Genomic DNA, 26437 nt, shown 5'->3' on the forward strand with positions numbered 1-26437 from the left:
CATCCGCCGCGAAACGCTGTTGTAGCGTGACTCTCGCCGGACCGCGCGGCGTGAGGAGAGTTAGTGGAATTCAATCTCGCCCAAGTGTTCTCGGCTGTGGCTGCCGCCAATCCCGATCGCGACTGCATTGTATTTGGTCACCGACGATTCACTTACTCGCAAACTGACGAACGGGCCCGTCGGCTCGCCCGGGCGCTGAACTCCTGGGGACTGGGCGTGCGCCGGGAACGCCACGAGCTGGCGCCGCACGAATCCGGTCAGAGCCATCTCGGCCTGTACCTGGCCAACGGCAACGAGTACCTGGAGGGCATGCTCGGGGCGTATAAGGCGCGGGTGGCCCCGTTCAATGTCAACTATCGCTACGTCGCCGACGAATTGGTCTATCTGCTGGGCAATGCCGGCGCGGACGCGGTCATGTACCAGGCGCGGTTCGCGCCGACCCTTGCCGAGGCAATGGATCGACTGCCGTCGATGCGGTTGATCCACGTCGACGACGAGTCCGGGAACGATCCGTTGCCCTCCGCGGTGCGGTACGAGGAACTGCTGGCCTCGATGTCCGACGAGCCGCTGGACCTCACGTTGTCACCCGACGACCTCTACGTCCTCTACACCGGCGGCACCACCGGGATGCCCAAGGCGGTGCTGTGGCGCCAGCACGACATCTACATGAACGCCATGGGCGGGCGACCGCCGTTCGGTGGCGACCCGGTGACCAGCCTCGACGACATCGTCGAACGCTCGCGTCCCGGCGGGCCCGGGTCGATGACGTGCGCGCCATTGATGCACGGCGCGGCACAGTGGGCGGCGTTCATCAACCTGTGCAGCGGGCGGCCGTTCGTGATGGCCCCGACGACCACCCATTTCGATCCGGCCGAAGCGTGGGCGCTGGCCAGCGCCGGACGCGTGATGTCGCTGTCGTTCGTCGGCGACGCCTTCGGGCGGCCGCTGATCGACGCGCTCGAGTCCGGGGACTACGACCTGTCCGGGTTGCTGATCCTGGTCACCGGCGGTGCGGCGCTCAGCGCTCCGCTCAAGCAGCGATTCCTCGATCTGCTGCCGCAGTTGACGATCCTGGACGCGGGAGGATCGTCGGAGTCCGGGAACCAGATGGGGCAGGTGTCCAGCCGGCAGCAGGGCGGCAGCGGCCGGTTCGCCCCGAACCCGGGCGCGGTGGTGGTCAACGAGGACATGACCCGGATTCTGTCGCCCGGCGACGACGAAATCGGCTGGCTGGCCCAGCAGGGCCTGATACCGCTGGGCTACCTCGGCGACCCGGAGAAGACCGCCCGGACCTTCCCGGTGATCGACGGCATCCGGCATTCGGTTCCCGGGGATCGGGCCCGCTGGTTCGCCGACGGCGAGATCGAGCTGCTGGGCCGCGATTCGGTGACGATCAACTCCGGCGGCGAGAAGATCTTCGCCGAAGAGGTCGAAGCCGCGATCGCCGAGCACCCGTCGGTGTACGACGTGGTCGTGACCGGCCGGCCCAGCACCCGATGGGGACACGAGGTCGTCGCGATCGTCGCGCTGGCCGACGGTGAACAGGCCTCGCAGCAAGAAATGGCCGACAGCATCCTCGCCGAGGCGGCCCGCCACATCGCCCGCTACAAGCTGCCCAAGGCGATTGTCTTCCGCGACCGCCTGCAACGATCGCCGTCCGGCAAGGCCGACTACCGGTGGGCGAAAGCTCAAGCGGCACAAGATGTCTGAACGGGCCTGGGTGCCGCGCCAGATCCAGGGCCGCGCGGGCATCGCGATGGGTGTCTTGGTCACGGTGGCTGTGTTCGTGGTGGGGCTGCTCTGGGCGAAGTGGACGCCATACCTTGCCAAAGCGTTGAAGGCGCAGCGGACTCATCACTGGTCGGGCTCCAACATCCTCACGGTCGGTGGGGTGCGCGCCGGGGACGCTCCGACGTGGCATGCGGCCACGACCTTCTTCCACGCGTACTTCGCCGCGATCTGGCCGGCACTGGTGGTGGCGCTGCTGATCAGCGCGTCGGTTCAGGCGCTGGTGCCGCGGGCGTGGCTGCCGCGGTTGTTGAACCGGCGCGGGCTGATCTCGAGTGCACTGGCCGGGGGAGTCGCGAGCATGCCGTCGATGATGTGCACGTGCTGCGCCGCGCCGGTCGCTGTCACGTTGCGGCGCACCGGCGTGACGCGCGCCGCCGCTATCGCCTACTGGCTGGGGAACCCATTACTGAATCCCGCGGTGCTCGTCTTCCTGTTCTTCGTCGCTCCCTGGCAATGGACGGTGACGCGGGCGGTCGTCGGTATCGCGACGGTGATCTGCGTGGCCGTGTCGGTGGGTTTGGTCACCGGCGCGCGGGGCTCCGGACCACCCGCGGCCGAGGTGATCACACCTCATGACGATGAATCTGCCGGGCCTGCAAGCAGATTCGTGCGCTCCCTGCTGTGCCTGTGCCTGGTCCTGTTGCCTGAATACGCGATCATGGTGCTGGTCGTCGGGGCGTGCCGGGGCTGGCTGGTGACGTTGACGCAACCGTCGCACCACGGTCTGCTGATCGTGGTGCTCGCGGCGGTTATCGGCACACTGCTTGTCATTCCGACGGCGGGGGAGATACCGATCCTGCAGAGCCTGGCGCTGCTGGGCGTTTCGTCGGGGCCGCTGGGTGCACTCCTGATCACGCTTCCCGCGATCAGCATCCCCGGTGTGGCGATGGTCGCCCGCAGTTTCGGATGGAAGGCGATCGCGACCGCCACGGGCACGGTCGTCACGATGGGGTTACTCGGCGCGGGTGTGCTGAGCGTGTTGTGAGGCGTCAGGTGTTGTCGCTCAGAGGCGGGCAAATTGCGTGCCCGGTCGGGAAGGAGCAGCAGGCCGGCTGATACGAGCGGTTAGCTAGCGAACCTCGGTGTCTGGTAAGGGATTTCCGGACGCAGGAAAACGTCGTTGAGGGTGACGGTGCGTAACTTGCGGGCCCGGATGATCTCCACCAGCTGCCCGTACACTCGGGTGACCGGTGCGTGGTTGAGATGGCCGATCACGATGGTCTGCGGTGTGAAGTACTGGTTGGCCATCTTGACGACCTGGTCGTCGGAAAGCAAGGCGGAATCCCGCAAGTCGCCATTCCACAGCGTGGGTACCTGGTAGCCGAGGTCGGCGGCCACCGCGTCGACCACGGCGCTGTGATGGCCGTAGGGCGGCCGGAAGTACGGTGCGGCGTCCACGCCATAGGTATCGCGCAGGAACACGTCGGTGCTCTTGAGCTCGTCGGCAATCTGCTTGGGCGACAGCTTCGTCAAGTCCGGGTGTGTCCAGGTGTGGTTGGCCAGCTGAATCTGTCCGGATTCGACGAGCGGCCGCAGCAGCGGTGCGTTCTCCGTCCAGGACTTGAAAACGCCGGTGACGAAATAAGTGAGCCGCACGCCGGTGTCCTTGGCGAACTGGGTGTAGAGCCGCACCACATCGGTGTCGACCCCGTCATCGACCGTCCAGGCCAACAGATCTCCGTTGCCGGGAAGCTTGCTGAGCACCGCGCCGCCGGGCAGCGTCACCCGCGAGGCCGGGCCGGGCGGGGGCAGCAACTTGGGCGGCGGCGGGGTCACCGGGTTCGGCGCGGATCCCAGAACGTCGGCGCGCGCGACCGTCTCCTTGGGGCCGTCGGCGGACGACCACGAGATCCCGGTCACCGCAACGGTTGCCGCCACCGCGACCAAGAACCGCCGCCGGTCCAATTCGGTCACGAGTGCACTCCTTGATCCAGTTCAGACCTTTGCAAGGCTAAGCTGGCCGTCCCGGCAATCCTGCGCGTAACCGTCGAGTGTCGCCGGCAGATATGAACTTGTGACCTTCGGGGTTAGTCGGATCGCAGCCGGGCGACCTCATGGCGCCAGGCGGCGTCGCCGGCCGCGGTGAGGCCGTCTTCGTAGATGCTGGCCAGCCAGATGTGCACCAGCGTGTCGATCACCCGGTCTTCTCGGATCGACGGTTCCTCGGAGGTGAATGTCGCGGCCATCACGCGCTCGCTCAACATGTTGAGCGCGATGGACAGATCCTCGGCCGAGATGGTGTCCGGCGCCGCACCGCGCTCACGTTCGGCCTTGATCGCGTTAGTGGTGAACGAGATCCACGTCTGCATCAACGTCGACCACAACCCCCGGACTTCGGGGTTGGTGGACTTGGCCGAGGCGCCGGCCACGGCGACCGCCGGGTGCGATCCCGAGACTTCGAAGAACGCCTCGATGCGGTCGCGCCACAGCGTGGCCGGATCGCCGGTCAGCTTGGCGCGCAGCGACTTGAGCGCCGCATGCGCCTTGGTGTTCATCTGGTCCAGCAACGACAACAGCACCGCATTTTTGGACTGGAAATAAAAGTAGAAGGTGGGCCGAGAGATGCCGGCGCCTTTCGCCAGATCGTCGACGGAGAAGTCGGCTAATGGCCGCTCTTCCAAGAGCCGCTCGGCGGTGGCGAGAATGGCCTTCTCGCGGTCGTCTCCCGAGTGATGCGACGCCCGACGGCCGCGCGAGGCATGCGCGTACCCGCTGTAGGCCGAGGGGTCGGACACGGCACATACCCTAGGGGTGCATCGATATATGCCAGGGAAATTGTCGATTAAAACCAATAATAATGTCGATTAAGTTCAACATTTCTTGTCTGTCGATTCATTCGTCGACCCGGGCGAAAGGGGCAGCAGCAAGGCCGGCGCAAGACTACAAACTACCTTGCGACTCGGGACTTCCGCCCCTACTTCCCGCCCGACCGGTGATGGTCATCTATACATCGATCAACGAGGTGCCAGCTGGGCGGACAGGACGACTGCTGATGACGAAAGACAGTGACGACACGAAGAAGAGTTGCCGCGTCGACGTGCTGATCGAAGAACACGAAGAGCGGACCCGGGCCAAGGCACGACTGTCGTTGGCGGGTAGGAAGTTCGTCGGGATTGGGCTGGCACGGCTCGATCCGGCGGACGAGCCGGTGGCCCGGATCGGTGACGAACTCGCCATTGCGCGCGCGTTGTCCGACTTGGCGAATCAGCTGCTGGCCGTGACGTCAACCGATATTCAGGCCAGCACCCACGAGCCGGTTACGGGCCTGCACCACTAAGCCGGGCCCGTCACCGAATGCCGCGGCGGTCCCGGACTCCTCCTACCCTTACCGGGACCGCCGCTTTCAAAAACTTCAGGGCGCCGCCGGATCGAGGTGATTGAGGAACCAGTCGCGGGCCAGCGTCGCGACCTGCTCGAGTGTGCCTGGTTCCTCGAACAGGTGAGTGGCACCGGGAACGACGGCGACTTCGCACTTGGCGCGGATCGCGGCCTGCGCCTTCCGGTTCAGCAGGAGGACCGTCTCGTCGTGCCCACCGACGATCAGCAGGGTCGGCGCCTCCACTTTGCGTAGCAACCCGTCCGCCAGATCGGGCCGCCCGCCCCGCGACACCACCGCGGCGACCTTGATACCGGGATGCGCGGCCGCGGCCAGGGCGGCGCCCGCTCCGGTGCTGGCACCGAAGTACCCCACCGGCAATGACGCGGTGTCGGGCTGCGCGGCCAGCCAGGTCGTGACGTGGATCAACCGGTGCGCGAGCAACCCGATGTCGAAGACGTTGGACCGGTTGCGTTCTTCTTCGGGTGTCAGCAGGTCGAAAAGCACCGTGGCGAACCCTGCCGTGTTGAGTACTTCGGCGACATAGCGATTGCGGGGGCTGTGCCTGCTACTCCCGCTGCCATGCGCGAACACGATGACACCCTTGGGGTGCGGGGGAATGGTGAGCTGGCCAGCCACGGAGGCTGGCCCGACGGCCACTCGGATTTCCTTGTCTATCATGGTGATCCGCCCGATCCTAGGGTCGCCGGCCGGCAAGGCGGTCGGTCGCGGCATAGCGCAACAACGCGGCGATTCCGTCGTTGGGTGCGATCCGGCCGTCGGCCCGGACCAACGAGGCGCCGACCGCGATTGCGCTGAACGGCAACGCCTCGTCGGCCCGTGCGATGCGCTCCACCGGCTCCCCCAGTTCGGATAACGCGTCGGCATCGGGCGCGATCGTGGTGAGCGCTCGGCCGGTGACCACGACGGTATCGTCCAGTTCGCCGATGATCAGTGTGTCGATGTCGCCGTCTCGCAGTGCCGCGCACACGTCGGCGAGTCCCTGAGCTGCCAAGCCGGATCCGCGCCCGATCTCGGCTTCGAATCGGCTTGCGATGTCCGTCATTTCGAGACCGTGACGCCGAGCGAACTCCGCCGCGGTCGCCTCGTGGACCTCTTCTTCGTCGGCGCGGCCTTTGTGGGCCCCGCCGTGCAACTGCGAGACCCGTTGCGCAATTCGTTCCGGCAACTCGGCGAGCAGATCTGCGCGCGCCGGAACCGCGCCGCTGACGAATATCACCTCGGCGTTGGCGTCGTCCACCAGCCGGGTCAACTTTTCGGCGACGGCGCGGCAGTTCATCCGAACAGCTTCATCGGTGGTGTGTTGGAAATCGCCATAGCCATTCCAGCCGGCAGTGGCGGGCTTGTGTACCGGGTATCCGGCGCCTTCGACGCGAGAGGATGTGACGGTGGTGCCGTCGTAGAGGCTGATGTCGGCGCCGGTGTGGTCGACCGCGGCGAACACGTAAACCGGTTGCCGCATCTCGCCTTCGATCAGCGGCACGACGTAGGGGTAATCCGAGAAGCGAACCACCGTGCTCGGGGGTGGGCTGCTGAGTTGTTCGTCGATCAGCACCTGGTCGCTGGTCGCGATCACCGCCCTGCCGCGCCGCCCCACCGCGGGGCGGTGGTTGAGCACCGCTTCCTCGAGTGTGCCGATGAGTTCGGTTCCCGCACCGATGTTTTCAAGGTGTTTGCGGATTTCGTGCCACGTCGCTTCGAGTTGCTCGACCGCGCCTGCCGTGTCGTGCGAGTCGTCGAAATACACCGAGGCGAACGGGCCTTGCGCCTTGACCAGCCCCTTGAGACGTTCGGATCGCATGTCGCACCTTCGCTGTTGTGTCTTTGTTTACTGCTGGTCAACGTATGAAGGACGACCGCGACCCCGCCAGAGCCATTAGCCCCCTGATGAGGGCCTTAAGTCCCGTGGTGTGGTTGGGTCAGGTGGGCGGCGATACCCGGCCGAGAACGCGGTTGGCCGGGCAGTTGGATCGCAACCGCCCGGCCAACGCCTTATCCGACCGCTACTTACTCGTGGCCTCCGCGGCGCTGTGCACCACACTGCGGAAGAATTCGATTCGTGCGGTGGTCAATTCCTCTGCCAAGTCCAGTGCGGCGTCGACAACGGTTTTGCGTCGCGACTGCTCCGGAAGCACAGGGCTGATCTGATCGACGAACTTGCGTACCGCCTCGATGGCTTGCTTGCGGCCGTTTTCGACCGACTCGAGCACGTCGTCAGATAGTTCGGCCCAGCGCGGCTCGGGTTTTGCCGGTGCCTCTGTCATGGTCCCACTCCTACTCGAAACAAAGTCTTGCGGACGCCCACGACGGTACGACGTTTCGGGGGTCAGCACGAGTGACTAAAGTCCTTTGTCTCAGCTGGACTTTCGGGATCCGCAACGGGCCCTAGGTCCCTAACGGACGGAGCTCAGACGGTGTTAGCGTGCCGTCATGCCTACGCCGACCGGCGACGACGCACAGCAGCCGGCCGCTTCTCATCGAAGCGTGCCCGGTGCTGCCTTGGCGGAGGCCATCACCCCTTTCGTGCATACCGGCCAGTACGTCACCCGGTCGTGGCGCGACTACCTCGGTCGTGCGTCGGACGAACTCCCGATCGCGCGGCCCACCATCGCGCTGACGGCACAAGCCTTTCGCGACGAGGTCGTCTTGGTGGGTCTGAAGGCGCGCCGCCCGATCAGCCGGCCCGATGTGTTCGAGCGGATCACCCGCGAGGTGATCGACGCGGTCCAGTTCTACGGGGACAAGGGGTGGCTGGATAAGCCGCGAGGGTTCTTCGGTCAGCCACCAGTGCTTTCCGACGTCGAGATCCGACGGGTGAAGGGGCGCAGGCGCTCATTTCAGCGCATCTTCTTCGACAGTGGGTACGCACCGCGTTCGGGTGAACCGGGTGCGCAACGATGGATGAGCTACACGGCGAACAATCGCGAGTACGCGCTGCTGCTGCGCCATCCGCAGCCACGCCCTTGGCTGGTATGTATCCACGGCACCGAAATGGGGCGTGCTGCATTGGATCTCGCTCTGTTCCGGGCGTGGAAACTGCACGATGAACTCGGACTCAACGTGGTGATGCCGGTTCTTCCGATGCACGGGCCCCGATCGCGCGGCTTGCCCAAGGGGGCGGTGTTTCCGGGGGAGGATGTGCTCGACGACGTGCATGCGACGGCTCAGGCGGTATGGGATATCCGGCGGCTGTTGTCCTGGATTCGCTTGCAGGAGCCCGAATCGCTGATCGGGTTGAACAGCCTTTCGCTCGGCGGCTACATCGCGTCGCTGGTGGCCAGCCTCGACAAGGGCCTCACCTGCGCGATCCTCGGTGTGCCCGTTGCAGACCTGGTCGAATTGTTGTGGCGCCATTCGGGTCTCAGCCACGACGACCCTCGCCGGCAGACGATGGAGTTGGCCGAACCCATTGGGCGCATGGTCTCGCCGTTGTCGCTCACTCCTTTGGTGCCCGCCAGGGGTCGCTTCATCTACGCCGGCATCGCCGACCGCGTGGTGCATCCCCGCAAGCAGGTGACCCGCCTCTGGCAGCACTGGGGTAAACCGGAGATCGTCTGGTACCGCGGCGGTCACACCGGATTCTTCCGCTCACAACCCGTGCAGCGGTTTGTGTGGGAGGCATTGCTGCAGTCCGGCCTGCTGGACGGAACAGCCACGCAGCGCGACCGCCCTGCCTAGTTGCGGAGGTTGACATGCATCCGCTGGATCCGCTGGATGTGGCGATGATGGCCGCCGAATTGGTGTCGAGCCCTATGCATGCCGGCGCCGTGCTGATCCTGTCACCACCCGCGGATGCCGGACCCGGCTATGTCGACGAACTGTATCGGGAAACACTCGCCGCGAACGGATCGATAGATCCCCGGCTTCGCAGATACCCGCATCATGGTATCGACACCGCGGGCATCTGGGTGTGGCGCGACAGCGAGCGGCTCGATGTGAGCCGACACTGCTTGCGCCGCACCGTCTCTGGGGGTTACGACGCGTTCTGGCGACTGATCGGCGAGCTGGATGAAGAACGCCTCGACCGGTCCCGTCCGATGTGGATGTCCTATCTGATCGATGGTCTCGAGGATCGTCGATTCGCGTTCTACATCAAGGTGCATCACACCCTGATCGACGGTGTGGCCGGTCTTCGGATGATCGCCGATGCCTTGAGCAGCGACCCGAAGCGGCGGTCGATGCCGCCCTTCTACGCCGATCACCGCGACGGATCCTCGTCCCCGCACGCGTCGCCGGGACTGGTGTCTCGTCTGACCGCGCCGCTACGGACGCTGGTCGACACCACGACATCGGGCCTCGGTCTGATCGAACGAGTCGTCACCGGAGAGCTTTCGACGCTGATGGACGGCCTCGTCGGTTACACGACCGGGTGGCCCTTCGGGGCGCCCTACACCCGGTTCAACGGCCGGCTCGGGAACGAGCGGGCGGTCTGCGCGGGCAGCTGGGCCAAGGATCGTATCCAGGCGGTGCAGGAGGCGGCGGGGGTCAGCGCCAACGACGTGGTAACCGCCATGGTCGCCGGAGTTGTGCGGCTCTGGCTGGGTAACCGCGGTGAAATACCCGAACAGTCATTGGTTGGTGTCTGTCCGATCACGGTGCGCGATCGCAATGTTGATCCATCAAATGACCAGCACGGCAACATGTTTGGGCTTTGGCTATGCCCGTTGGGAACAAACTTGGATGACCCGGTCGCGCGATTGCGACTGATTCACCGGTCGATGTCGGAGGGTAAACGATGGGTCGCGAAACGGGGATCGGCGGCATCACTACTGACGAATGCGGGCAGCATCGCCGCCACTGTCATTTCTCCGCTACTGCCGTTCACGCCGAAGATACGGACGGGGTTCAACCTCCCGATTTCGCACGTGCCTGGTCCTCGGGTTGAAATGTATTGGAACGGCGCGCATATCGAGGAGATCTATCCGGTGTCGACCGTTTACGACGGGATGGCGCTCAACGTCACGACCTGCTCGTACTCCGACCGCATCGGGTTCGGCTACGCGGCCGGTCGTGATGTCGTCTCGGATATCGACACGCTGATACCGCTGACGGAGCAATGCCTCGCCGAACTCGAATCCGCCCTGGGCATGCGCTGACGTCGCGCAAAGGGGACTTCGGTCCCTACCGGTACGCAAGCACACGTGGTCAGATCGACCAGTAGGGCGAACCATTCGCACAAGATCGGTGGAAACCCCATGACGCATCTGATCGGACCGATCACCAAAGCAGCGGCGCTGCTGGCGTTCCTGTACGGCGCCCGACGCTATTACCGCAACTGGGGCACAACCAAAGCGGAATGCCGGATGCTGCTGCCCGGCGACAGATTGGTCGCCGATCCCGCCATCCAGTCCACCGAAGCGATCTACATCGATGCCCCCACGGCAGCGGTCTGGCCATGGCTGCTGCAGATGGGCCAGGACCGCGCCGGCTTCTATGGCTGCGAGGGCGCGATGAACGCGATCGGTCTCGGTTACCACCACACCGATCGAGTGCACCCGGAGTGGCAACAGCTCGCGGTGGGAGACACCGTTCGCCTGGCTCCCGAAGGCTGGCTGGGTCAGCCCGACGGAGTGACGTTCGGCGTCACTGAGATCGTGCCCGAAAAGTACCTGGTGCTCCATGCCACGACATCGAATCCGGTCTCGGATGTGGTGTGGTCGTTCCACGTTCAGCCGCACTGGGAAGACCGGGTGCGGCTCCTTTCCCGCGTCAGGATCGGGCTACGCCGGCCGGGCGCGGTGTTCGCCATGGAACTGGCCAGGCCAATAGTGGCCTTCGGCACGCGGGGTTTGCTGCTCGGCATCAAACACCGCGTGGAGACGGCGTCCGGCGTCGCGCACAGCCACGCCCGCTAATCCGGCTTACGCGCGATGATCGCGACGGCGGTCAGTCGTTCGCGGTGTTTGCGAAACGTGTTGCGCATCGCCAACACTCGCTTGCGTGCGTCGGGATTGAGCAGCAAGTTCCTGGCAAAGCGCAGCGCACCGATCAGCCCCTCGTCCGCGATCACCCGTCGTGGTTGCAGCAGCGCCATCGGTGCCGTCACGACCCGGTCGATGACCAGTCCGTGGTCGGACAGCAACCGCGACCATTCGGCGATCGTCAGCGGGCGGGCGTTCACCTTGATCGAGCGGGCGAGGGCCTGCCGGATCTCCGTACTGATCTCCTCGGAGACGGTGTCGGGGGTGAGTGCGAGTTCGTGGATCGCGTAACGACCGCGCGGTCGCAGCACGCGCGCGGCCTCCGCGACGATGGCGTGCTTGGTGGCATCGCCCTGCATCGTCAGCATCGCCTCGCCGATCACGACATCGCGACTGGCGTCGGGCAATCCGGTGTCCGCGGCGTCGGCGACCCGGACCGTCCCGGATCCGGCGATGACGTCACGTACCGCTTCGGCAGCGTCGGGGTCCTGTTCGGCGCCGACATACGACCGTGGCGCCCGGGTGAGAATTTCGGCGGCGGTGCGGCCGAGACCGGGGGCGAGCTCGAGGACGTCGGCGTCGGTTAGGTCGGCGCCGGCGAGCATCGTGCGGGTGAGCCCGACACCGCCGGGGCGAAGGACTCGCTTACCGAGCCGCGCCAGCAACCAGTGGCCCGCAACGCTGTCGTCGGCGCGACTTGACATGGGAGCCATGGCTTTTCCCCGTTCTTCCTAGTTTTCACAATCTTGATTGTGTAAACTCTATCGCATGACGTACGTTATCGGAAAGTCCGCGGAGTCCGCCGGCCGTCGCCGTGAGGTGCTGCGGATTTTGCGAACGTCCCGGGAGCCGATGACCATCGTCGCGATCGCCGATCGGCTGGGTGTGCATCCCAACACCGTTCGCTTCCACCTCGACAGCCTGGTCGGTGACGACCGGGTGGAACAGGTTGAGCCGGGCCGCAAGGGTCCGGGGCGGCCGCCGTTGATGTTCCGCGCCGTCCGGCAGATGGATCGCGGCGGGATACGCCACTACCGGCTGCTCGCCGAAATCCTGACGACGGCGTTGGCGACCGACAAGGATTCCGCGGCCAAGGCGCTGGCCGCCGGTCGAGCGTGGGGGCGCCAGCTGGAGTCGGCGAGCGCAGCTGCGCGCGGGCCGCAGCAGGCCATCGGCCACCTGGTCGACGTGCTCGATGAGCTCGGCTTCGCGCCGGAGCAGCGCGGCGACGGCGATCACCAGATCGGTCTGCGGCACTGCCCATTCCTGGAGCTGGCCGAAAACCGAACCGCCGTCGTCTGTGGCGTGCACCTAGGGCTCATGCAGGGAGCGCTGGAAACCTGGGGGGCGCCGGTCGCCGTCGATCGTCTGGATGCGTTCGTCGAACCCGATCTGTGTGTCGCACACCTCGAGTTGCAGGAGGCCTGACCGTGAACACCGAAATGGCGGTCGCCGTCGCGTTCACCTTCGTCTGGCTGGGCATGGTGCTGGCCATCTCGTTCCTGGAAGCTCCGCTGAAATTCCGGGCGCCCAACGTCACGTTGCAGATCGGGCTCGGCATTGGGCGCCTGGTCTTTCGCGCGCTCAACACCGTCGAGGTCGCGTTCGCGATCATCATCCTGGCGGTCGTGGTGGACGGGCCGATGCCGATGCGGATCGGCATCGCGTTCGCTGTCGCGTTCGCAACGCTGGCGGTCCAATTGGTCGCGGTGCGGCCCCGGCTGACCCGCCGCTCCGACCAGGTGCTGGCCGGGCTGGACGCCCCCCGCTCCCGCGCCCACTACGCCTACATCGCCTTGGAGGTGGTCAAGGCCGTGGCGTTGATCGTGGCGGGGATACTGCTATTGACCGCGTGATACCCGAAGGCCGATCGTCAGCCCACCGCCGCACGAGGGGACGTACCAATGGAATCGATCTCGCTGACCAGCATGGCCACCGAAAAGCTGGCCGAAGCCCGGCAGTCGCACAGCGGGCGGGCCGCGCACACCATCCACGGCGGTCACAGCCATGAACTGAGGCAGACCGTGCTGGCGCTGCTCGCCGACCACGACCTGTCCGAACACGACAGCCCCGGCGAGGCGACGCTGCAGGTGCTGCAGGGTCATGTGCGTCTGACGGCCGGCAGCGACTCCTGGGACGGTAAAACCGGTGACTATGTCGCGATCCCGCCGCAGCGCCATGCCCTACACGCAGTCGAGGATTCGGTGGTGATCCTGACCGTGCTGAAAAGCCAGCCCGGCGCGGCACACTGACGCCGATGCTAGCCACGCCCTGGTCATCCGAGCTCGGCCTGCGGGTGCCGATCGTCAACGCCCCGATGGGCGGTGTCGCAGGTGGTCGGCTGGCCGCCGCGGTCAGCGCCGCCGGCGGTCTGGGCATGGTCGGCATGGGCAGTGTCGCGAATCGGCAGTTGCTGGCCGACCAGCTGCAACACGTCGACGGCCGATTCGGCATCGGCCTGGTGGACTGGGTAATGCGCACCGAAGCGGGACTGCTCGACGATGCCCTGGCCGCGCGGCCCGTCCTGCTCTCGGTCAGTTTCGGGACCGACTGGTCGTGGGTCGGCAAGGCGCATGACGCCGGAATCGCCACTGTCACACAGGTTTACGACGGCCTGGGCGCGCGTCAGGCGGTGGATGCGGGCGTGGACATCCTGGTCGCGCGCGGCTTGGAGGGCGGCGGGCACGGCGATACCAAGCTCGGCACGCTGCCGCTGTTGGACGACGTGCTGGACGCCGTGTCGGTGCCGGTGCTCGCCGGCGGCGGCATCGCCTCGGCGCGCAGCCTGGCCGCCGTGCTGGCCGCCGGGGCCAGCGGTGCCTGGGTGGGCACCCGCCTGGCGGCGTGTCCGGAGGCGTTGACCGGCAACGGCAGCCGCGAGGCCCTGATAGCGGCCCGCTCCACCGACACCGCGGTCACCCGGGCCTTCGACGTGGCCAAGGGTCTGCCATGGCCGGCGCGGTTCCCGGCGCGGGTGCTGAGCAACGACTTCGTCGCGCGCTGGACGGGCAACGAGGACGCGCTCGACGCGCCGGCCTGCGACGAGCTGGCCGCCGCGATCGACGCCGACGACCGCAGCATCGCGCCGGTCGACGCCGGTCAGGGGGTCGGCATGATTCGCGACGACGCGTCGGTGGCCGAGGTCATCGACGCCATGTGCGAAGGCGCGCAACGACTGCTGGCCGGCTGGGGCGCTAGCGGTCAGACGGCACGCAGGTAGCGCTGCGCGATCAGGCGCTGGCCGAGCTTCACCACCGGTCCGCCCGCCCTACTCCACCAGGTCGCCGGCCGCGAGAACGCCGACACCTCGGCGAAGACCGCGTCGGTGGCCGGGTCCCGGCGCACCACGAAGCGTTCCTCGCCGCACTCCGGGTGGCCGGGCAGGGTGCCGTAGCCGAACCCGCGGATGTCGGGCTCGTCGACCACATAGACGACTCGGCACGGGGCGGGCAGAAAGCCCAGCTTCACCACCACCACCGCGTCGCGCACAACGACCTCGGAGGAGGCCTGTACCCGCAGCCCCGACCCGCGCTGAATACCCCAGTGCATCACTGCGTCGGCGGCCTGCTCGAAACGCGGCCGGCCGGCTCCGATCTGACGCTGGACGTGTTGATGGTGGTATCCGGCGGGCTGGTCACCGGCCGCGGTGGCACCGACCTCCGGGTATGTCAGCGGAAGTTCCTCGAGTGCGGCTAAGTCCACCCGCCCGAGCGTACGGTCGTAACCGTGACCACACAAAACTCCAAAACTGTTGCCGCTGCGTCCGGAACGTTCACGCTCGGCGGCGATCTGACCGTCAACCGCCTCGGGTTCGGGGCGATGCGCATCGTCGGTAAGGGCGTGTGGGGTCCGCCGGCTGATCGTGACGAGTGCGTTCGGGTGTTGCGTCGCGCCGTCGAACTCGGCGTGGACCTGATCGACACCGCGGACTCCTACGGCCCCTACATCTCCGAGGAGATCATCCGCGAGGCGCTGTACCCCTACACCGACATCGTGATCGCCACCAAGGCCGGGTTTCTGCGCACCGGTCCGGATGTGTGGGTCGAGATGGGCTTCCCGGCCTACCTGCGCCAGGAGACCGAGATGAGCCTGCGCCGGCTGGGTGTGGAGACCATCGATCTGCTGCAGCTGCACCGCGTCGACCCCAAGTGGCCGTTGGCCGATCAGGTCGGCGAGCTGGCGAAGCTCAAGGACGAAGGCAAGATCCGCCACATCGGCCTGTCCGAGGTCAGCGTCGACCAGCTCAAAGAGGCGCTGCAGATCACCGAGATCGTGTCGGTGCAGAACATGTACAACCTGACGGTTCGCCGTGCCGAACCGCTGTTGGACTTCGCGACCGAGCAGGGGATCGGCTTCATCCCGTACTTCCCGCTGGCGGCCGGGCCGCTGGCCGCTGCCGACGGCCCGCTGCAGCGTATCGCCGCCGACCACCACGCGTCGCCGTCGCAGCTGGCCCTGGCCTGGCTGCTGAAGCGCTCTCCGGTGATGCTGCCGATCCCGGGCACCTCGAAGGTGGCGCACCTGGAGGAGAACGTGGCCGCCGCCGAGATCACGCTGTCCGACGAGGAGTTCGAGACCATGGCGGCCGCCGCTTCCTAGCCGCGAAACTGTATTCCACGACGCGTTTGGCGAGTGAACCCGTCGGTAGTTGCGGTCTCGCGGCTCGCATACGGTGTTCTGGTGCCCGGCGAGCATCAGAAACACCCCGGCGGGGGATTCAACCCACCCGAACCGACGACCAAGGGCGGCCCCGACTACGGCCGGTTCATCGACGCGGTGCGCAAGCTGCAAGATCACGCCCGTGCCGTCGACGCGCCTGACGAGGTCATCACTGAGGCCGCGGACACGCTGGAAAAGCTGTCCGCGCTGCTGAGCCCGTACGACGCCGACGAATGGGCGTCGCCGTCGGGCCGCCGGATGGACCTGCCGCTGCGCGGCAACATCCTGACCGTGCCGATCGGGGCGCACAAGACCGAGGATGGCCGGATGGCGGGCTGGGCGCGCTTCGCGCGATTCCACCTGGGTCGCAACGGCGCGGTGCATGGCGGATCGCTGGGCATGCTGTTCGACACGGTGCTCGGCCTGACGACGTCGGTGCTCACCGGGAGCCCCCGCCAGCGCACCGCTTACCTGAAGATCGACTACCGCCACATCGTGCCGATCGAAAAGGAGCTGCAGTTCGACGCCGGCATCGACAAGGTGGACGGCAGAAAAATCTTCGTGTCGGGCAAGTTGACCGACGGTGGCACGTTGCTGGCCGAAGCCGAGGCGTTGTTCTTGAAACTCAAGCCCGGCCAGCCCTGACGGTGCGCGGACCAGGTGCGCCGAGACTGAAACCACGCACACCTGCCTCGGCGTGTCGGGTGCGTGGTTTCAGTGTCGCGATAGCGGCGGGGCCCCACCGCAGTTAGCGCCGTGGGTTCTGCGAGGTCCGCCCCGATAGCATGGCTCTGAATTAATCGCCGATCACTTCCCGCAGAAAACTTGGAGAGCACCGCAGATGAGCGTCCCCGCAGCGTCCGTCCCGGGACCCGATGGCGGCGACCCGCTGCACCCCGCCGCGCCGGGCTTGGGATCGCCGCAAGCCCCGATCCGGGTTCCTGCCGGGACTACGGCGGCCGCCGCGGTCGGGGAGGCGGGGTTGCCACGCCGGGGCACGCCCGACGCGATCGTGGTGGTGCGTGACGCCGACGGCAAGCTGCGCGACCTGAGTTGGGTGCCCGAGGCCGACGCCGAGGTGATCCCGGTCGCGGCCAACACCGACGAGGGCCGCAGCGTCATCCGGCACTCGGCCGCACACGTGCTGGCCCAGGCCGTCCAGAACCTGTTCCCGCAGGCCAAACTAGGCATCGGGCCGCCCATCGCGGACGGCTTCTACTACGACTTCGACGTGGCGGAGCCGTTCACCCCCGAAGACCTGGAAAAGCTCGAAAAGAAGATGCGCCAGATCGTCAAGGACGGGCAGCTGTTCGACCGGCGGGTCTACGAATCCAAGGACGCGGCGCGCAAGGAACTGGCCAACGAGCCCTACAAGCTCGAACTCGTCGACGACAAGTCCGGCGACCCAGACGTCATGGAGGTCGGCGGCGACGAACTCACCGCCTACGACAACCTCAATCCCCGTACCCGCGAACGGGTCTGGGGTGACCTGTGCCGCGGACCGCACATCCCCACCACCAAACACATCCCGGCGTTCAAGCTCACCCGCAGCTCGGCCGCCTACTGGCGTGGCGACCAGAGCAACGCCAGCCTGCAACGCATCTACGGCACCGCGTGGGAGTCACAGGAGGCCCTCGACAAGCACCTGGAGCTGCTCGAGGAGGCGCAGCGGCGCGACCATCGCAAGCTCGGCGTCGAGCTCGACCTGTTCAGCTTCCCCGACGAAATCGGTTCCGGGCTGGCGGTTTTCCACCCCAAGGGCGGCATCATCCGGCGCGAGCTGGAGGAGTACTCGCGGCGCAAGCACATCGCGGCCGGCTACCAGTTCGTCAACACCCCGCACATCACCAAAGAGCAGCTGTACATCACCTCGGGCCACCTCGAGTGGTACGCCGACGGCATGTACCCGCCGATGCACCTGGACGCGGAGTTCAACGCGGACGGCTCGGTACGCAAGCCGGGGCAGGACTACTACCTCAAGCCGATGAACTGCCCGATGCACCACCTGATCTATCGCTCCCGCGGACGCTCCTACCGCGAGCTCCCGTTGCGGCTCTTCGAGTTCGGCAGTGTGTACCGCTACGAGAAGTCCGGCGTGGTGCACGGGCTGACCCGGGTGCGCGGCATGACCCAGGACGACGCGCACATCTACTGCACACGAGAGCAGATGCGTGACGAGCTGACCTCGCTGCTGCGCTTCGTGCTCGACCTGCTGGCCGACTACGGGCTCGACGACTTCTACCTGGAGCTGTCCACCAAGGACCCGGAGAAGTACTCCGGCTCCGACGAGATGTGGGACGAGGCCACCGAAGTGCTGCGCGAAGTGGCCGTGGCCTCCGGGTTGCATTTCGTTCCCGACCCCGGTGGCGCCGCGTTCTACGGCCCGAAGATCTCCGTGCAGGTCAAGGACGCGTTGGGCCGCAGCTGGCAGATGTCGACCATTCAGCTCGACTTCAACATGCCGGACCGATTCGAGCTGGAATACACCGCCTCCGACGGATCCCGGCAGCGGCCGGTGCTGATCCACCGCGCGCTGTTCGGGTCGATCGAGCGGTTCTTCGGCATTCTCACCGAGCACTACGCCGGGGCCTTCCCGGCGTGGCTGGCGCCGGTTCAGGTGGTCGGCATCCCGGTCGCCGACGAACACGCTGCCTACCTGGAAGAGGTTGCCGCGCAACTGCGCTCGCGTGGTGTGCGGGTCGAGGTGGACGGCAGCGACGACCGGATGGCCAAGAAGATCGTCAACCACACCAATCAGCGCGTGCCGTTCATGTTGCTGGCCGGTGACCGCGACGTCGAGGGCGGGGCGGTCAGCTTCCGCTTCGGCGACCGCACCCAGATCAACGGCGTGCCGGTTGACGCCGCGATCGATACCATCGTCGAGTGGATTGCCGACCGCGAGAATGCCGCTCCCACACAAGGACTGGTGAAGGTAGCCGGCGGTGAGTGAGCAGGACAGCGACGACACGATTCTCGACAGGGGTGTCGGTGAGCGCGACCACCTGCAGCGATTGTGGACGCCGTACCGGATGACGTATCTGGCCGAGGCGCCGGCCAAGCGGGACAACGGCAAACCCGAGGAGCCGTTCACCGACATTCCGCAACTGCCCGACGAAGAAGGTCTGGTGGTCGCACGCGGCGAACTCGTCTATGCCGTGCTCAACCTCTACCCGTACAACCCCGGGCACCTGATGGTGGTGCCCTACCGCAAGCTGTCCGAAATCGAGGACCTCACCGACGCCGAGAGCGCGGAGCTAATGGCCTTCATCCAGAAGGCGATTCGGGTGATCAAGAATGTTTCGCGGCCGCACGGCTTCAACGTCGGTCTGAACCTGGGAACCTCGGCGGGCGGGTCGCTGGCCGAACACCTGCACGTGCACGTGGTGCCGCGCTGGGGCGGCGACGCGAACTTCATCACGATCGTCGGCGGTGCGAAGGTGATCCCGCAATTGCTGCGCGAGACGCGTCAGTTGCTGGCGACGGAGTGGGCTAAACAGCAATGAGTAAGGCGCCCTTCCTGTCCCGGGCCGCGTTTGCCCGGCTCACCACCCCGACGGCCAGGGCGCTGCTGCGGGTGGGCCTGACGCCGGACGCCGTCACGATCTTGGGCACCGTCGTCGCCGTGGCGGGGGCGCTGACGTTGTTCCCGATGGGCAAGCTGTTCGCCGGCGCCTGTGTGGTCTGGTTCGCCGTGCTCTTCGACATGGCCGACGGGGCAATGGCCCGCGAGCGCGGCGGGGGCACCCGATTCGGCGCGGTGCTGGACGCGTCGTGCGACCGCGTCAGCGACGGCGCCGTGTTCAGCGGGCTGCTGTGGTGGATCGTCTTCGGGCTACATGACAAACCGCTGGCGGCGGCGACGTTGATCTGCCTGGTCACCTCGCAGGTGATCTCCTACATCAAGGCCCGGGCCGAAGCCAGCGGTCTGCGCGGCGACGGCGGGATCATCGAACGACCGGAACGGCTGATTATCGTGCTGGTCGGCGCGGGTGTGTCGGACTTTCCGTTCGTCGCTTGGCCGCCGGCGCTGCCGGTGGCGATGTGGGTGCTGGCCGGAGCTAGCGTGGTCACCTGCGTGCAGCGCTTGTACGCGGTGCGAACCTCGCCCGGCGCGGCCGAACCTCTGCCGCCCGCGCAACCCAGCGGCGAAACGAGCGCGCCGTGATCTCCACCCCGCCCGGCTTGAAAGCGCTCACGGCGCCGCGCGAGGCGTTCACCAGGACGGCAAGCGACTGGGCGTACGCCACCGGCTGGCTGGCGGTGCGCGCGGTCCCAGAGTTCGCCGCGCGCAACATATTCGACACCGGAGCGCGTTACGCTGCCCGCAACGGCGGTCCCGACCAGCTGCGCAAGAACCTGGCCCGGGTCATCGGCGTGCCGCCGGCCCAGGTGCCGGACAGCCTGATGCGGGCGTCGCTGGAGTCCTATGCGCGCTACTGGCGCGAGGCCTTCCGGCTGCCGTCGATGGATTACCGTGCGCTGGCCCGCCGGGTCGATGAGACGTTTGTGGGAGCCGACAATATCGACGCGGCGCTGGCGGCCGGCAGGGGTGTGGTGCTTGCGCTGCCGCACAGCGGGAACTGGGACATGGCCGGGCTGTGGCTGGCGCAGACGCGCGGCACCTTCACCACGGTCGCGGAGCGACTCAAACCCGAGTCGCTGTACCGGCGTTTCATCGCCTACCGGGAAAGTCTCGGCTTCGAAGTGCTGCCGCTGTCCGGCGGTGAGCGCCCGGCCTTCGAGGTGTTGTGCGAACGGCTGCGGGCCAACCGGGTGGTTTGCCTGATGGCCGAGCGCGACCTCACCCGCACCGGCGTCGAGGTCGACTTCTTCGGCGAGCCCACCCGGATGCCGGCCGGACCGGCCAAGCTCGCGATCGCAACAGGGGCGGCGCTGTGCCCGGCCCACTGCTGGAATGAGCCCGACGCCTGGCCCGTCGAGATATTTCCGCCGCTGGACTGTTCCAGCGGGGATGTCCGCACCATCACCCAGGCGCTGGCCGATCGATTCACCATAAACATCGCCGCCCATCCCGAGGATTGGCACATGCTGCAGCCGCAGTGGCTGGCCGATCTTTCCGACGACAGACGTGCCCGGCTGAAGGAAGCCTGATGCGAATCGGGATGGTCTGTCCCTACTCGTTCGACGTGCCGGGTGGGGTGCAATCGCATGTGCTGCAGCTGGCCGAGGTGCTGCGCGAGCGGGGCCACTACGTCAGCGTGCTGGCTCCCGCGTCGCCACACGTCAGACTGCCCGAGTACGTCGTCTCGGCCGGCAAGGCGATCCCGATTCCCTACAACGGGTCGGTGGCGCGGCTGCAGTTCAGCCCCGCGGTCCACGGCCGGGTTCGGCGCTGGCTGGCCGAGGGCGACTTCGACGTGCTGCATCTGCACGAACCGAATGCCCCCAGCCTGTCGATGTGGGCGCTGCGCATCGCCGAGGGGCCGATCGTGGCCACCTTTCACACCTCAACCACCAAATCCCTGACGCTGTCCGTCTTTCAGGGCGTGCTGCGGCCCTGGCACGAGAAGATCGTCGGCCGCATCGCGGTGTCCGATCTGGCCCGGCGCTGGCAGATGGAGGCACTCGGCTCCGACGCGGTGGAGATCCCCAACGGGGTCGACGTCGCCGCGCTTGCCTGCGCGCCGCCGCTGGATGGGTATCCGCGGCCGGGCAAGACCGTGTTGTTCTTGGGCCGATTCGACGAGCCGCGCAAGGGCATGGAGGTGCTGCTCGAGGCGCTGCCGCGGGTGGTGGAACGCTTCGGCGATCTGCAGGTGCTGGTCGTCGGGCACGGTGATGAAGACGAATTGCGGATAAAGGCAGGCGATTTGGGCAAGCACATGCGCTTTCTTGGCCAGGTTGACGACGCCGGAAAGGCGTCGGCGATGCGCAGTGCGGACGTCTATTGCGCGCCAAACATCGGCGGCGAGAGTTTCGGCATCGTGCTGGTGGAGGCGATGGCCGCGGGCACGCCGGTGGTGGCCAGCGATCTGGATGCCTTCCGGCGCGTGCTACACGACGGTGACGCCGGGCGGCTGGTGCCGGTCGGCGACGCCGCGGGGCTGGCCGACGGGCTGATCGAGATGCTCGAAAACGACGCGCTGCGTGAGCGTTACGTGGCCGCGGCGTGCGAAGTGGTTTCCCGCTACGACTGGTCGGTGGTGGCCAGCCAGATCATGCGAGTCTACGAGACGGTCGCCGGCTCGGGCGTCAAGGTTCAGGTGGCGGGTTGATGGCCTGGCCGCTCGTCGTGATCGCCCTGCTGGTCGTGCTGATCGCCGTTCTTGCGGCGATCGGCGTCTGGGCGCTGCAGACAGCGCAGCGGCTGAACCGTCTGAACATCCGTTACGACCTGTCCTGGCAAGCCCTCGACAGCGCGCTGGCGCGCCGCGCGGTGGTCGCGCGTGCCGTCGCGATCGACGCCTACGGTGGCTCCTCAAATAGCCCCGAAGGCCGGCGGCTGGCCGCGTTGGCCGACGCCGCCGAGCGGGCACCCCGGCAATCGCGGGAGAACGCCGAAAACGAACTGTCGGCGGCACTGGCGATGGTCGATCCCGCGGCCCTGCCGGCCGGCCTGATCGCCGAGTTGGCCGACGCCGAAGCCCGGCTGCTGCTGGCCCGCCGCTTCCACAACGACGCGGTCCGCGACACCCTGGCGCTAGGGGCGCGGGGCCCGGTTCGTGCCCTTCGGCTCGGTGGAACAGCTGCGCTGCCAAGCTATTTCGAGATCGTCGAGCGACCACACGCGCTGGCGCAGACCCCGCACGGGGTGCCCAAACACCGCACCTCGGCGCGGGTGGTGCTACTCGACGAGGCCGGCGCGGTGCTGTTGCTGTGCGGTTCGGATCCGGCGATCGAGGAAGCGGCGCCGCGGTGGTGGTTCACGGTGGGCGGTGAGGTCCGGCCGGGGGAACGGTTGGCCGAGGCCGCCGTGCGAGAGTTGGCCGAAGAGACCGGCTTAATCCTTGAAGCGGCCGAGATGGTCGGGCCGATCTGGCGGCGCGACGAGGTCTTCGAGTTCAACGGCACGCTGATCGATAGCGAAGAGTTCTTCTTCGTGCGCCGCGCTCGGCGCTTCGAGCCGGTGTGCACGGGCCGGACCGAGCTGGAACGCCGCTATATCCATTGCCACCGCTGGTGCGACGCCAACGACATCGCCGAACTGGTGGCTGCGGGCCAGACCGTGTACCCGCGCCAGCTGGCCGAACTGCTTGCCGAGGCAATTACCTTGGCCGACAACGATACACCGGGCCGATCGCCCCAGCTGCAGTCGATCCGCTGAGCTAGAATCCGCTCGCGGCAGCGTTGGAGGCCAGCGGCGGCAAGGCGGAAATCAGCGGGTTCGTGATGCCTGCCGTGGCGCCCTGGCCGACGTAGCCGGCGACGCTGAGCGGGTTGAATGCCGGCAGGAACCCCGGCGCGTAGCCCAGGTCGACGATCGGCTTGAGGAACGGTTGGAGCAAGTCCGCCAACGGATTTCCGAGGATCGGAACGAACATGCGCAACGGATCCAGCAGCGGCAACTGCGTGGTCGGCATGAAGTAGAAACTCAGGTTGCCGATCTGGCTTTGGATGGCGTTGGCGACCTGTGTCGCGGGCAGGAAGGGCATCGTGGAGTGCAGATTCAGGAAGCCGAACAGCGCGTTGATGTCCGACGGCAGCCACAACGGGTGCGCCGGGAAGTCGGCGATCGCGTCGTATTGCAGCGTGAAAATCGAAGTCGCATAGGACGTCGTCAGCGGCGTGGGCCAGTTGAATGTACCGAAGCCCGGAATCCAGTGCGTCAGAACGCCACCCATGGGATTGTTCGGGTCGGCCAGCAACACGAAGTTCAGCAGGTTTGAATCAGGCCGCAACGCTGCCGGAAGTGCTTGCAGATAGCGCATTTCCAGGCTGGCGATCGTGGCACTCTGCGAATAGCCAACGACGACGACCTTGTTGCCCTGGGTGGTTTGCGTCAGGATGGCACTGTTCAGCGTCGCGAAACCGGTGTACACCGACCTGCCGAAGGTCATGTCGTTGATGCCGGTCACCGGCCAAAACTGTTCGGGGGTCTGCAGACTCACCAGCGTGTACCCGGAATAGTTCTGGGCCAGATACGCCTGCTCGATCGACGTCATATACTGCAGGTCGGGCGTTGGTCTGCCGGTCCCGCCCATGATCAGCGCGATCTTCTGCTGTGCCGCCGGCTGCATGGCCGCCGCGTTGGACAGTTCGGTTTCGGCGTAGGCGTTCTTCGCGGTGATCAGGGTCTGCACGAACTGGTTGTGGAAGAGCTCCGCTTGCGCGCTGAGGGCCTGGTATTGCGCGGCCTGCGCGTCCAGGAATGCGGCGGTGCGTACCGACACCGAATCCGTGCCCGGCGCAAGCACTCCCGCGGTCGGGACTGCCATGGACGCGTTCGTCGCCGCCAGTTCCGCGCCGATGCCCTGCAGCTCGTCGGCCGCTGTCGCCATCGCGTCGGGGTCGGTGATCACGAATGACATCGGGGCAGTCCCTGACTAGTCCAGCACCGGACGGGGCGCCGTGCGGGATGCGGCGACCGCTGGTGTGACGGCACTCATCAATCGCCCCGGCACATTCATCGTGGGCAGCGACGGCGCGCTGCCCACGCTCGCCGATATCGGGGTTACCGGGGCGCTGGCCACCCCAGCCGTCCCGGCCGCCGCGGGGACCTGTGGTGTCGCCGGCGTGGCATTGGCCCAGGTTGCCGGCACCGACAACGGCCCGATCGTGGCGGCTCGGCCCGCGCTCGCGGAGACCATGCTGGTGAGCTGGGCCGCACCGGTTCCACCCACCGCCGGACTGGCCGCGGACGCCAGCACCGGATCGAGCGCCGGGACACTGGCGGCCGCGCTCATCAGCGGATTGGCGCCGGACATCAGCTGACCCATGGCCATTTGCATGGGCTGCATCGCGAACTGGGCGGGCGTGGAGAGCATCTGCATCTGCGACATCGGGTTCATCAACTGCTGTGCCAGCGAATTGACCACCGAGTTGATCAGCTCCTCGGTGAACGAGGTGAAGGTCGGGGTGGGCAGGCCGGTCAGCGTCAGCGGCGGCTCTTCGAACGGAGTCCAGCCGGCCTCGGCGGCCGTGGTACTGGCGTCGTAACCGGTCATGGCCGCCACGTCCTGGGCCCAAAATTCGGTGTACTCGGCCTCGGTCGCGGCGATCGCCGCGGTGTTCTGACCCAGGATGTTCGTCGCGATCAACGTCATCAGCAGGGCGCGGTTGGCCGCGACGACCTCGGGGGGCACGGTGGCGGTGAACGCCGTTTCGAAGGCGCCCGCCGACAGCCGAGCCTGCAGGGCCAGCAGCTCCGCCTTGGCCGACGTGCCGGTCAGCCACCGCACATACGGGGCTGCCGCCGTGGCCATCGTCATCGACGCCGGCCCCTGCCACGCCCCGCCGGTCAGCGTCGAGACCGTGGTCTGGAAGGAACTCGCCGCCGAGGCCAGCTGAGCGGCCAACGCCTCCCAGGCAGCCGCCGCCGCCCAGATCGTTCCCGAGCGCGGTCCGGCATAGATGCGCGCGGAATTAATCTCCGGCGGCAACAGCACGAAATCCGGCAACATCCGGGACCTCTTCTCGGCCAACCGCGACGGCCGGTGTGACCAGGGGTCCCGCCCCGTTGATTCGCACCAGCTGTTACGGCCTGCGCAAATAGCTGTCGCAATATTTAGCACAATGTTGCGGTCGCCGCACCCGCCTGTTCGACATATGTCGAACCCATCGCACAAACGGCGGGAAAACTCGGTTGTCACTCACCACTAGAGTGGAGGCGCGATGGTTCGAGGAGAGAAGGGGCTAGTGGACAGCGGCGCACAGTCGAGCCAGGCCAACCAGACCGGAACGGCGCGCGTCAAGCGCGGTATGGCCGAGATGCTCAAGGGCGGCGTCATCATGGACGTCGTCACCCCCGAGCAGGCCCGAATCGCGGAAGGCGCCGGCGCCGTCGCGGTCATGGCGCTGGAGCGAGTGCCCGCCGACATCCGCGCCCAGGGCGGCGTCTCACGGATGAGCGACCCCGACATGATCGAGGGCATCATCTCCGCGGTCACGATCCCGGTGATGGCCAAGGCGCGTATCGGGCATTTCGTCGAGGCGCAGATTCTGCAGAGCCTCGGCGTGGACTACGTCGACGAATCCGAGGTGCTCACACCCGCCGACTACACCCACCACATCGACAAGTGGAAGTTCACCGTGCCTTTCGTGTGCGGCGCGACCAATCTGGGTGAGGCGCTGCGTCGTATCAACGAGGGCGCGGCCATGATCCGGTCCAAGGGTGAGGCCGGCACCGGTGACGTGTCGAACGCGACCACGCACATGCGCGCCATCGGCGGCGAGATCCGCCGCCTGATGTCCTTGTCCGAGGACGAATTGTTCGTTGCCGCAAAGGAATTGCAAGCGCCCTACGATCTCGTCGTCGAGGTGGCGCGGGCGGGCAAGCTGCCGGTCACATTGTTCACCGCCGGTGGCATCGCGACTCCCGCCGACGCGGCGATGATGATGCAACTCGGAGCCGAGGGCGTGTTCGTCGGGTCGGGCATCTTCAAATCCGGCGATCCGGCGCAGCGTGCCGCCGCGATCGTCAAGGCCACCACGTTTTTCGACGATCCCGACGTGCTGGCCAAGGTTTCGCGCGGCCTGGGCGAGGCGATGGTGGGCATCAACGTCGAGCAGATCGCGCAGCCGCATCGCCTGGCCGAGCGCGGCTGGTAAT

General features: G+C 66.8%; 27 protein-coding genes and 1 pseudogene. 19 read left to right on the top strand and 9 right to left on the bottom strand.

Annotated features, from left to right (window positions below):
- Positions 1-63 precede the first annotated feature (63 nt).
- Together ACAG21_RS23625 and ACAG21_RS23630 are read left to right on the top strand one after the other, a co-directional pair.
- Positions 64-1710, top strand: coding sequence for an acyl-CoA synthetase (locus tag ACAG21_RS23625; protein WP_370498687.1), 1647 nt, complete (start codon positions 64-66; stop codon positions 1708-1710).
- A complete protein-coding gene (locus ACAG21_RS23630; RefSeq protein WP_370498688.1) occupies positions 1703-2776 on the top strand; it encodes a permease in 1074 nt (357 codons plus the stop codon). Before ACAG21_RS23625 ends, ACAG21_RS23630 begins: the two co-directional genes overlap by 8 nt.
- A gap of 80 nt (positions 2777-2856) precedes the next feature.
- Here ACAG21_RS23630 and ACAG21_RS23635 read toward each other — a convergent pair whose 3' ends face one another.
- Positions 2857-3696, bottom strand: coding sequence for a polysaccharide deacetylase family protein (locus ACAG21_RS23635; RefSeq protein WP_370498737.1), 840 nt, complete (start codon positions 3694-3696; stop codon positions 2857-2859).
- Between the two features lie 122 nt (positions 3697-3818).
- Positions 3819-4526, bottom strand: a complete 708-nt coding sequence (locus ACAG21_RS23640) for a TetR/AcrR family transcriptional regulator (protein WP_370498689.1) — start codon at positions 4524-4526, stop codon at positions 3819-3821.
- A gap of 257 nt (positions 4527-4783) precedes the next feature.
- Here ACAG21_RS23640 and ACAG21_RS23645 point away from each other — a divergent pair, with 257 nt between their 5' ends.
- Positions 4784-5068: a DUF1876 domain-containing protein gene (locus ACAG21_RS23645; RefSeq protein WP_370498690.1), complete on the top strand. Its 285-nt coding sequence runs from the start codon at positions 4784-4786 to the stop codon at positions 5066-5068.
- Between the two features lie 75 nt (positions 5069-5143).
- Here the strand turns inward: ACAG21_RS23645 and ACAG21_RS23650 are convergent.
- The 3 genes and pseudogenes from ACAG21_RS23650 to ACAG21_RS23660 form a co-directional block, all read right to left on the bottom strand.
- Positions 5144-5782, bottom strand: a pseudogene (locus ACAG21_RS23650) (dienelactone hydrolase family protein); the annotation flags it as partial.
- Between the two features lie 22 nt (positions 5783-5804).
- A complete protein-coding gene (locus ACAG21_RS23655; protein ID WP_370498691.1) occupies positions 5805-6929 on the bottom strand; it encodes a hypothetical protein in 1125 nt (374 codons plus the stop codon).
- 202 nt (positions 6930-7131) lie between these two features.
- Complete coding sequence (locus ACAG21_RS23660; RefSeq protein ID WP_370498692.1) at positions 7132-7392, bottom strand: hypothetical protein; 261 nt, start codon at positions 7390-7392, stop codon at positions 7132-7134.
- Between the two features lie 166 nt (positions 7393-7558).
- Between ACAG21_RS23660 and ACAG21_RS23665 the strand changes: the two genes are divergently transcribed.
- The 3 genes from ACAG21_RS23665 (at position 7559) to ACAG21_RS23675 (ending at position 10983) form a co-directional block, all read left to right on the top strand.
- On the top strand, positions 7559-8806 hold the full coding sequence (locus ACAG21_RS23665) for an alpha/beta hydrolase family protein (RefSeq protein WP_370498693.1): 1248 nt from the start codon (positions 7559-7561) through the stop codon (positions 8804-8806).
- A gap of 14 nt (positions 8807-8820) precedes the next feature.
- Entirely contained in the window at positions 8821-10224 is a 1404-nt protein-coding gene (locus ACAG21_RS23670) for a wax ester/triacylglycerol synthase family O-acyltransferase (protein WP_370498694.1), read from the top strand.
- A gap of 99 nt (positions 10225-10323) precedes the next feature.
- On the top strand, positions 10324-10983 hold the full coding sequence (locus ACAG21_RS23675) for an SRPBCC family protein (protein WP_370498695.1): 660 nt from the start codon (positions 10324-10326) through the stop codon (positions 10981-10983).
- Here the strand turns inward: ACAG21_RS23675 and ACAG21_RS23680 are convergent.
- Entirely contained in the window at positions 10980-11762 is a 783-nt protein-coding gene (locus ACAG21_RS23680) for a methyltransferase domain-containing protein (protein ID WP_370498696.1), read from the bottom strand. The two genes, ACAG21_RS23675 and ACAG21_RS23680, sit on opposite strands and share 4 nt — an antisense overlap.
- A 55-nt stretch (positions 11763-11817) precedes the next feature.
- Between ACAG21_RS23680 and ACAG21_RS23685 the strand changes: the two genes are divergently transcribed.
- The 4 genes from ACAG21_RS23685 to ACAG21_RS23700 are packed head-to-tail and all read left to right on the top strand — an operon-like array spanning position 11818 to position 14269.
- The gene (locus ACAG21_RS23685; protein ID WP_370498697.1) at positions 11818-12477 is read left to right on the top strand and encodes a helix-turn-helix transcriptional regulator; all 660 of its coding nucleotides are present in this window, start codon (positions 11818-11820) and stop codon (positions 12475-12477) included.
- Positions 12478-12491: 14 nt separating this feature from the next.
- Entirely contained in the window at positions 12492-12905 is a 414-nt protein-coding gene (locus ACAG21_RS23690; protein WP_370498738.1) for a hypothetical protein, read from the top strand.
- Between the two features lie 48 nt (positions 12906-12953).
- Positions 12954-13301: a cupin domain-containing protein gene (locus ACAG21_RS23695; RefSeq protein ID WP_370498698.1), complete on the top strand. Its 348-nt coding sequence runs from the start codon at positions 12954-12956 to the stop codon at positions 13299-13301.
- Positions 13302-13306: 5 nt separating this feature from the next.
- A complete protein-coding gene (locus tag ACAG21_RS23700; RefSeq protein WP_370498699.1) occupies positions 13307-14269 on the top strand; it encodes an NAD(P)H-dependent flavin oxidoreductase in 963 nt (320 codons plus the stop codon).
- On the opposite strand, the gene ACAG21_RS23705 is transcribed toward ACAG21_RS23700, so the two are convergent.
- Complete coding sequence (locus ACAG21_RS23705) at positions 14251-14751, bottom strand: DUF1990 family protein (RefSeq protein ID WP_370498700.1); 501 nt, start codon at positions 14749-14751, stop codon at positions 14251-14253. The genes ACAG21_RS23700 and ACAG21_RS23705 overlap by 19 nt on opposite strands.
- Before the next feature lie 24 nt (positions 14752-14775).
- On the opposite strand from ACAG21_RS23705, the gene ACAG21_RS23710 reads away from it, so the two are divergent.
- From ACAG21_RS23710 to ACAG21_RS23745, 8 genes are all read left to right on the top strand, one after another.
- Positions 14776-15648: an aldo/keto reductase gene (locus ACAG21_RS23710; protein WP_370498701.1), complete on the top strand. Its 873-nt coding sequence runs from the start codon at positions 14776-14778 to the stop codon at positions 15646-15648.
- 78 nt (positions 15649-15726) lie between these two features.
- Positions 15727-16353 (top strand): PaaI family thioesterase, encoded by a 627-nt coding sequence (locus ACAG21_RS23715; RefSeq protein WP_370498739.1) that lies wholly within the window; start codon positions 15727-15729, stop codon positions 16351-16353.
- Positions 16354-16549: 196 nt separating this feature from the next.
- On the top strand, positions 16550-18658 hold the full coding sequence (gene thrS / locus ACAG21_RS23720; RefSeq protein WP_370498702.1) for a threonine--tRNA ligase: 2109 nt from the start codon (positions 16550-16552) through the stop codon (positions 18656-18658).
- Positions 18651-19211, top strand: coding sequence for an HIT domain-containing protein (locus tag ACAG21_RS23725; RefSeq protein WP_370498703.1), 561 nt, complete (start codon positions 18651-18653; stop codon positions 19209-19211). Before thrS ends, ACAG21_RS23725 begins: the two co-directional genes overlap by 8 nt.
- Complete coding sequence (pgsA, locus tag ACAG21_RS23730) at positions 19208-19873, top strand: phosphatidylinositol phosphate synthase (RefSeq protein WP_370498704.1); 666 nt, start codon at positions 19208-19210, stop codon at positions 19871-19873. Before ACAG21_RS23725 ends, pgsA begins: the two co-directional genes overlap by 4 nt.
- A complete protein-coding gene (locus ACAG21_RS23735; RefSeq protein WP_370498705.1) occupies positions 19870-20820 on the top strand; it encodes a phosphatidylinositol mannoside acyltransferase in 951 nt (316 codons plus the stop codon). The genes pgsA and ACAG21_RS23735 overlap by 4 nt, the downstream gene beginning before the upstream one ends.
- Complete coding sequence (locus ACAG21_RS23740; protein WP_370498706.1) at positions 20820-21944, top strand: glycosyltransferase family 4 protein; 1125 nt, start codon at positions 20820-20822, stop codon at positions 21942-21944. Before ACAG21_RS23735 ends, ACAG21_RS23740 begins: the two co-directional genes overlap by 1 nt.
- Complete coding sequence (locus tag ACAG21_RS23745) at positions 21944-22993, top strand: NUDIX domain-containing protein (protein ID WP_370498707.1); 1050 nt, start codon at positions 21944-21946, stop codon at positions 22991-22993. The genes ACAG21_RS23740 and ACAG21_RS23745 overlap by 1 nt, the downstream gene beginning before the upstream one ends.
- A gap of 1 nt (position 22994) precedes the next feature.
- Here the strand turns inward: ACAG21_RS23745 and ACAG21_RS23750 are convergent, their stop codons facing one another.
- Complete coding sequence (locus ACAG21_RS23750) at positions 22995-24197, bottom strand: PE-PPE domain-containing protein (protein ID WP_370498708.1); 1203 nt, start codon at positions 24195-24197, stop codon at positions 22995-22997.
- Between the two features lie 15 nt (positions 24198-24212).
- Positions 24213-25289, bottom strand: a complete 1077-nt coding sequence (locus ACAG21_RS23755) for a PPE family protein (protein WP_370498709.1) — start codon at positions 25287-25289, stop codon at positions 24213-24215.
- 211 nt (positions 25290-25500) lie between these two features.
- On the opposite strand from ACAG21_RS23755, the gene pdxS reads away from it, so the two are divergent.
- Positions 25501-26436, top strand: a complete 936-nt coding sequence (gene pdxS / locus ACAG21_RS23760) for a pyridoxal 5'-phosphate synthase lyase subunit PdxS (protein WP_370498710.1) — start codon at positions 25501-25503, stop codon at positions 26434-26436.
- The last annotated feature ends 1 nt before the right edge of the window (position 26437 follow it).

It is taken from the genome of Mycobacterium sp. pR1184 (assembly GCF_041287235.1).
Lineage (GTDB): Bacteria > Actinomycetota > Actinomycetes > Mycobacteriales > Mycobacteriaceae > Mycobacterium.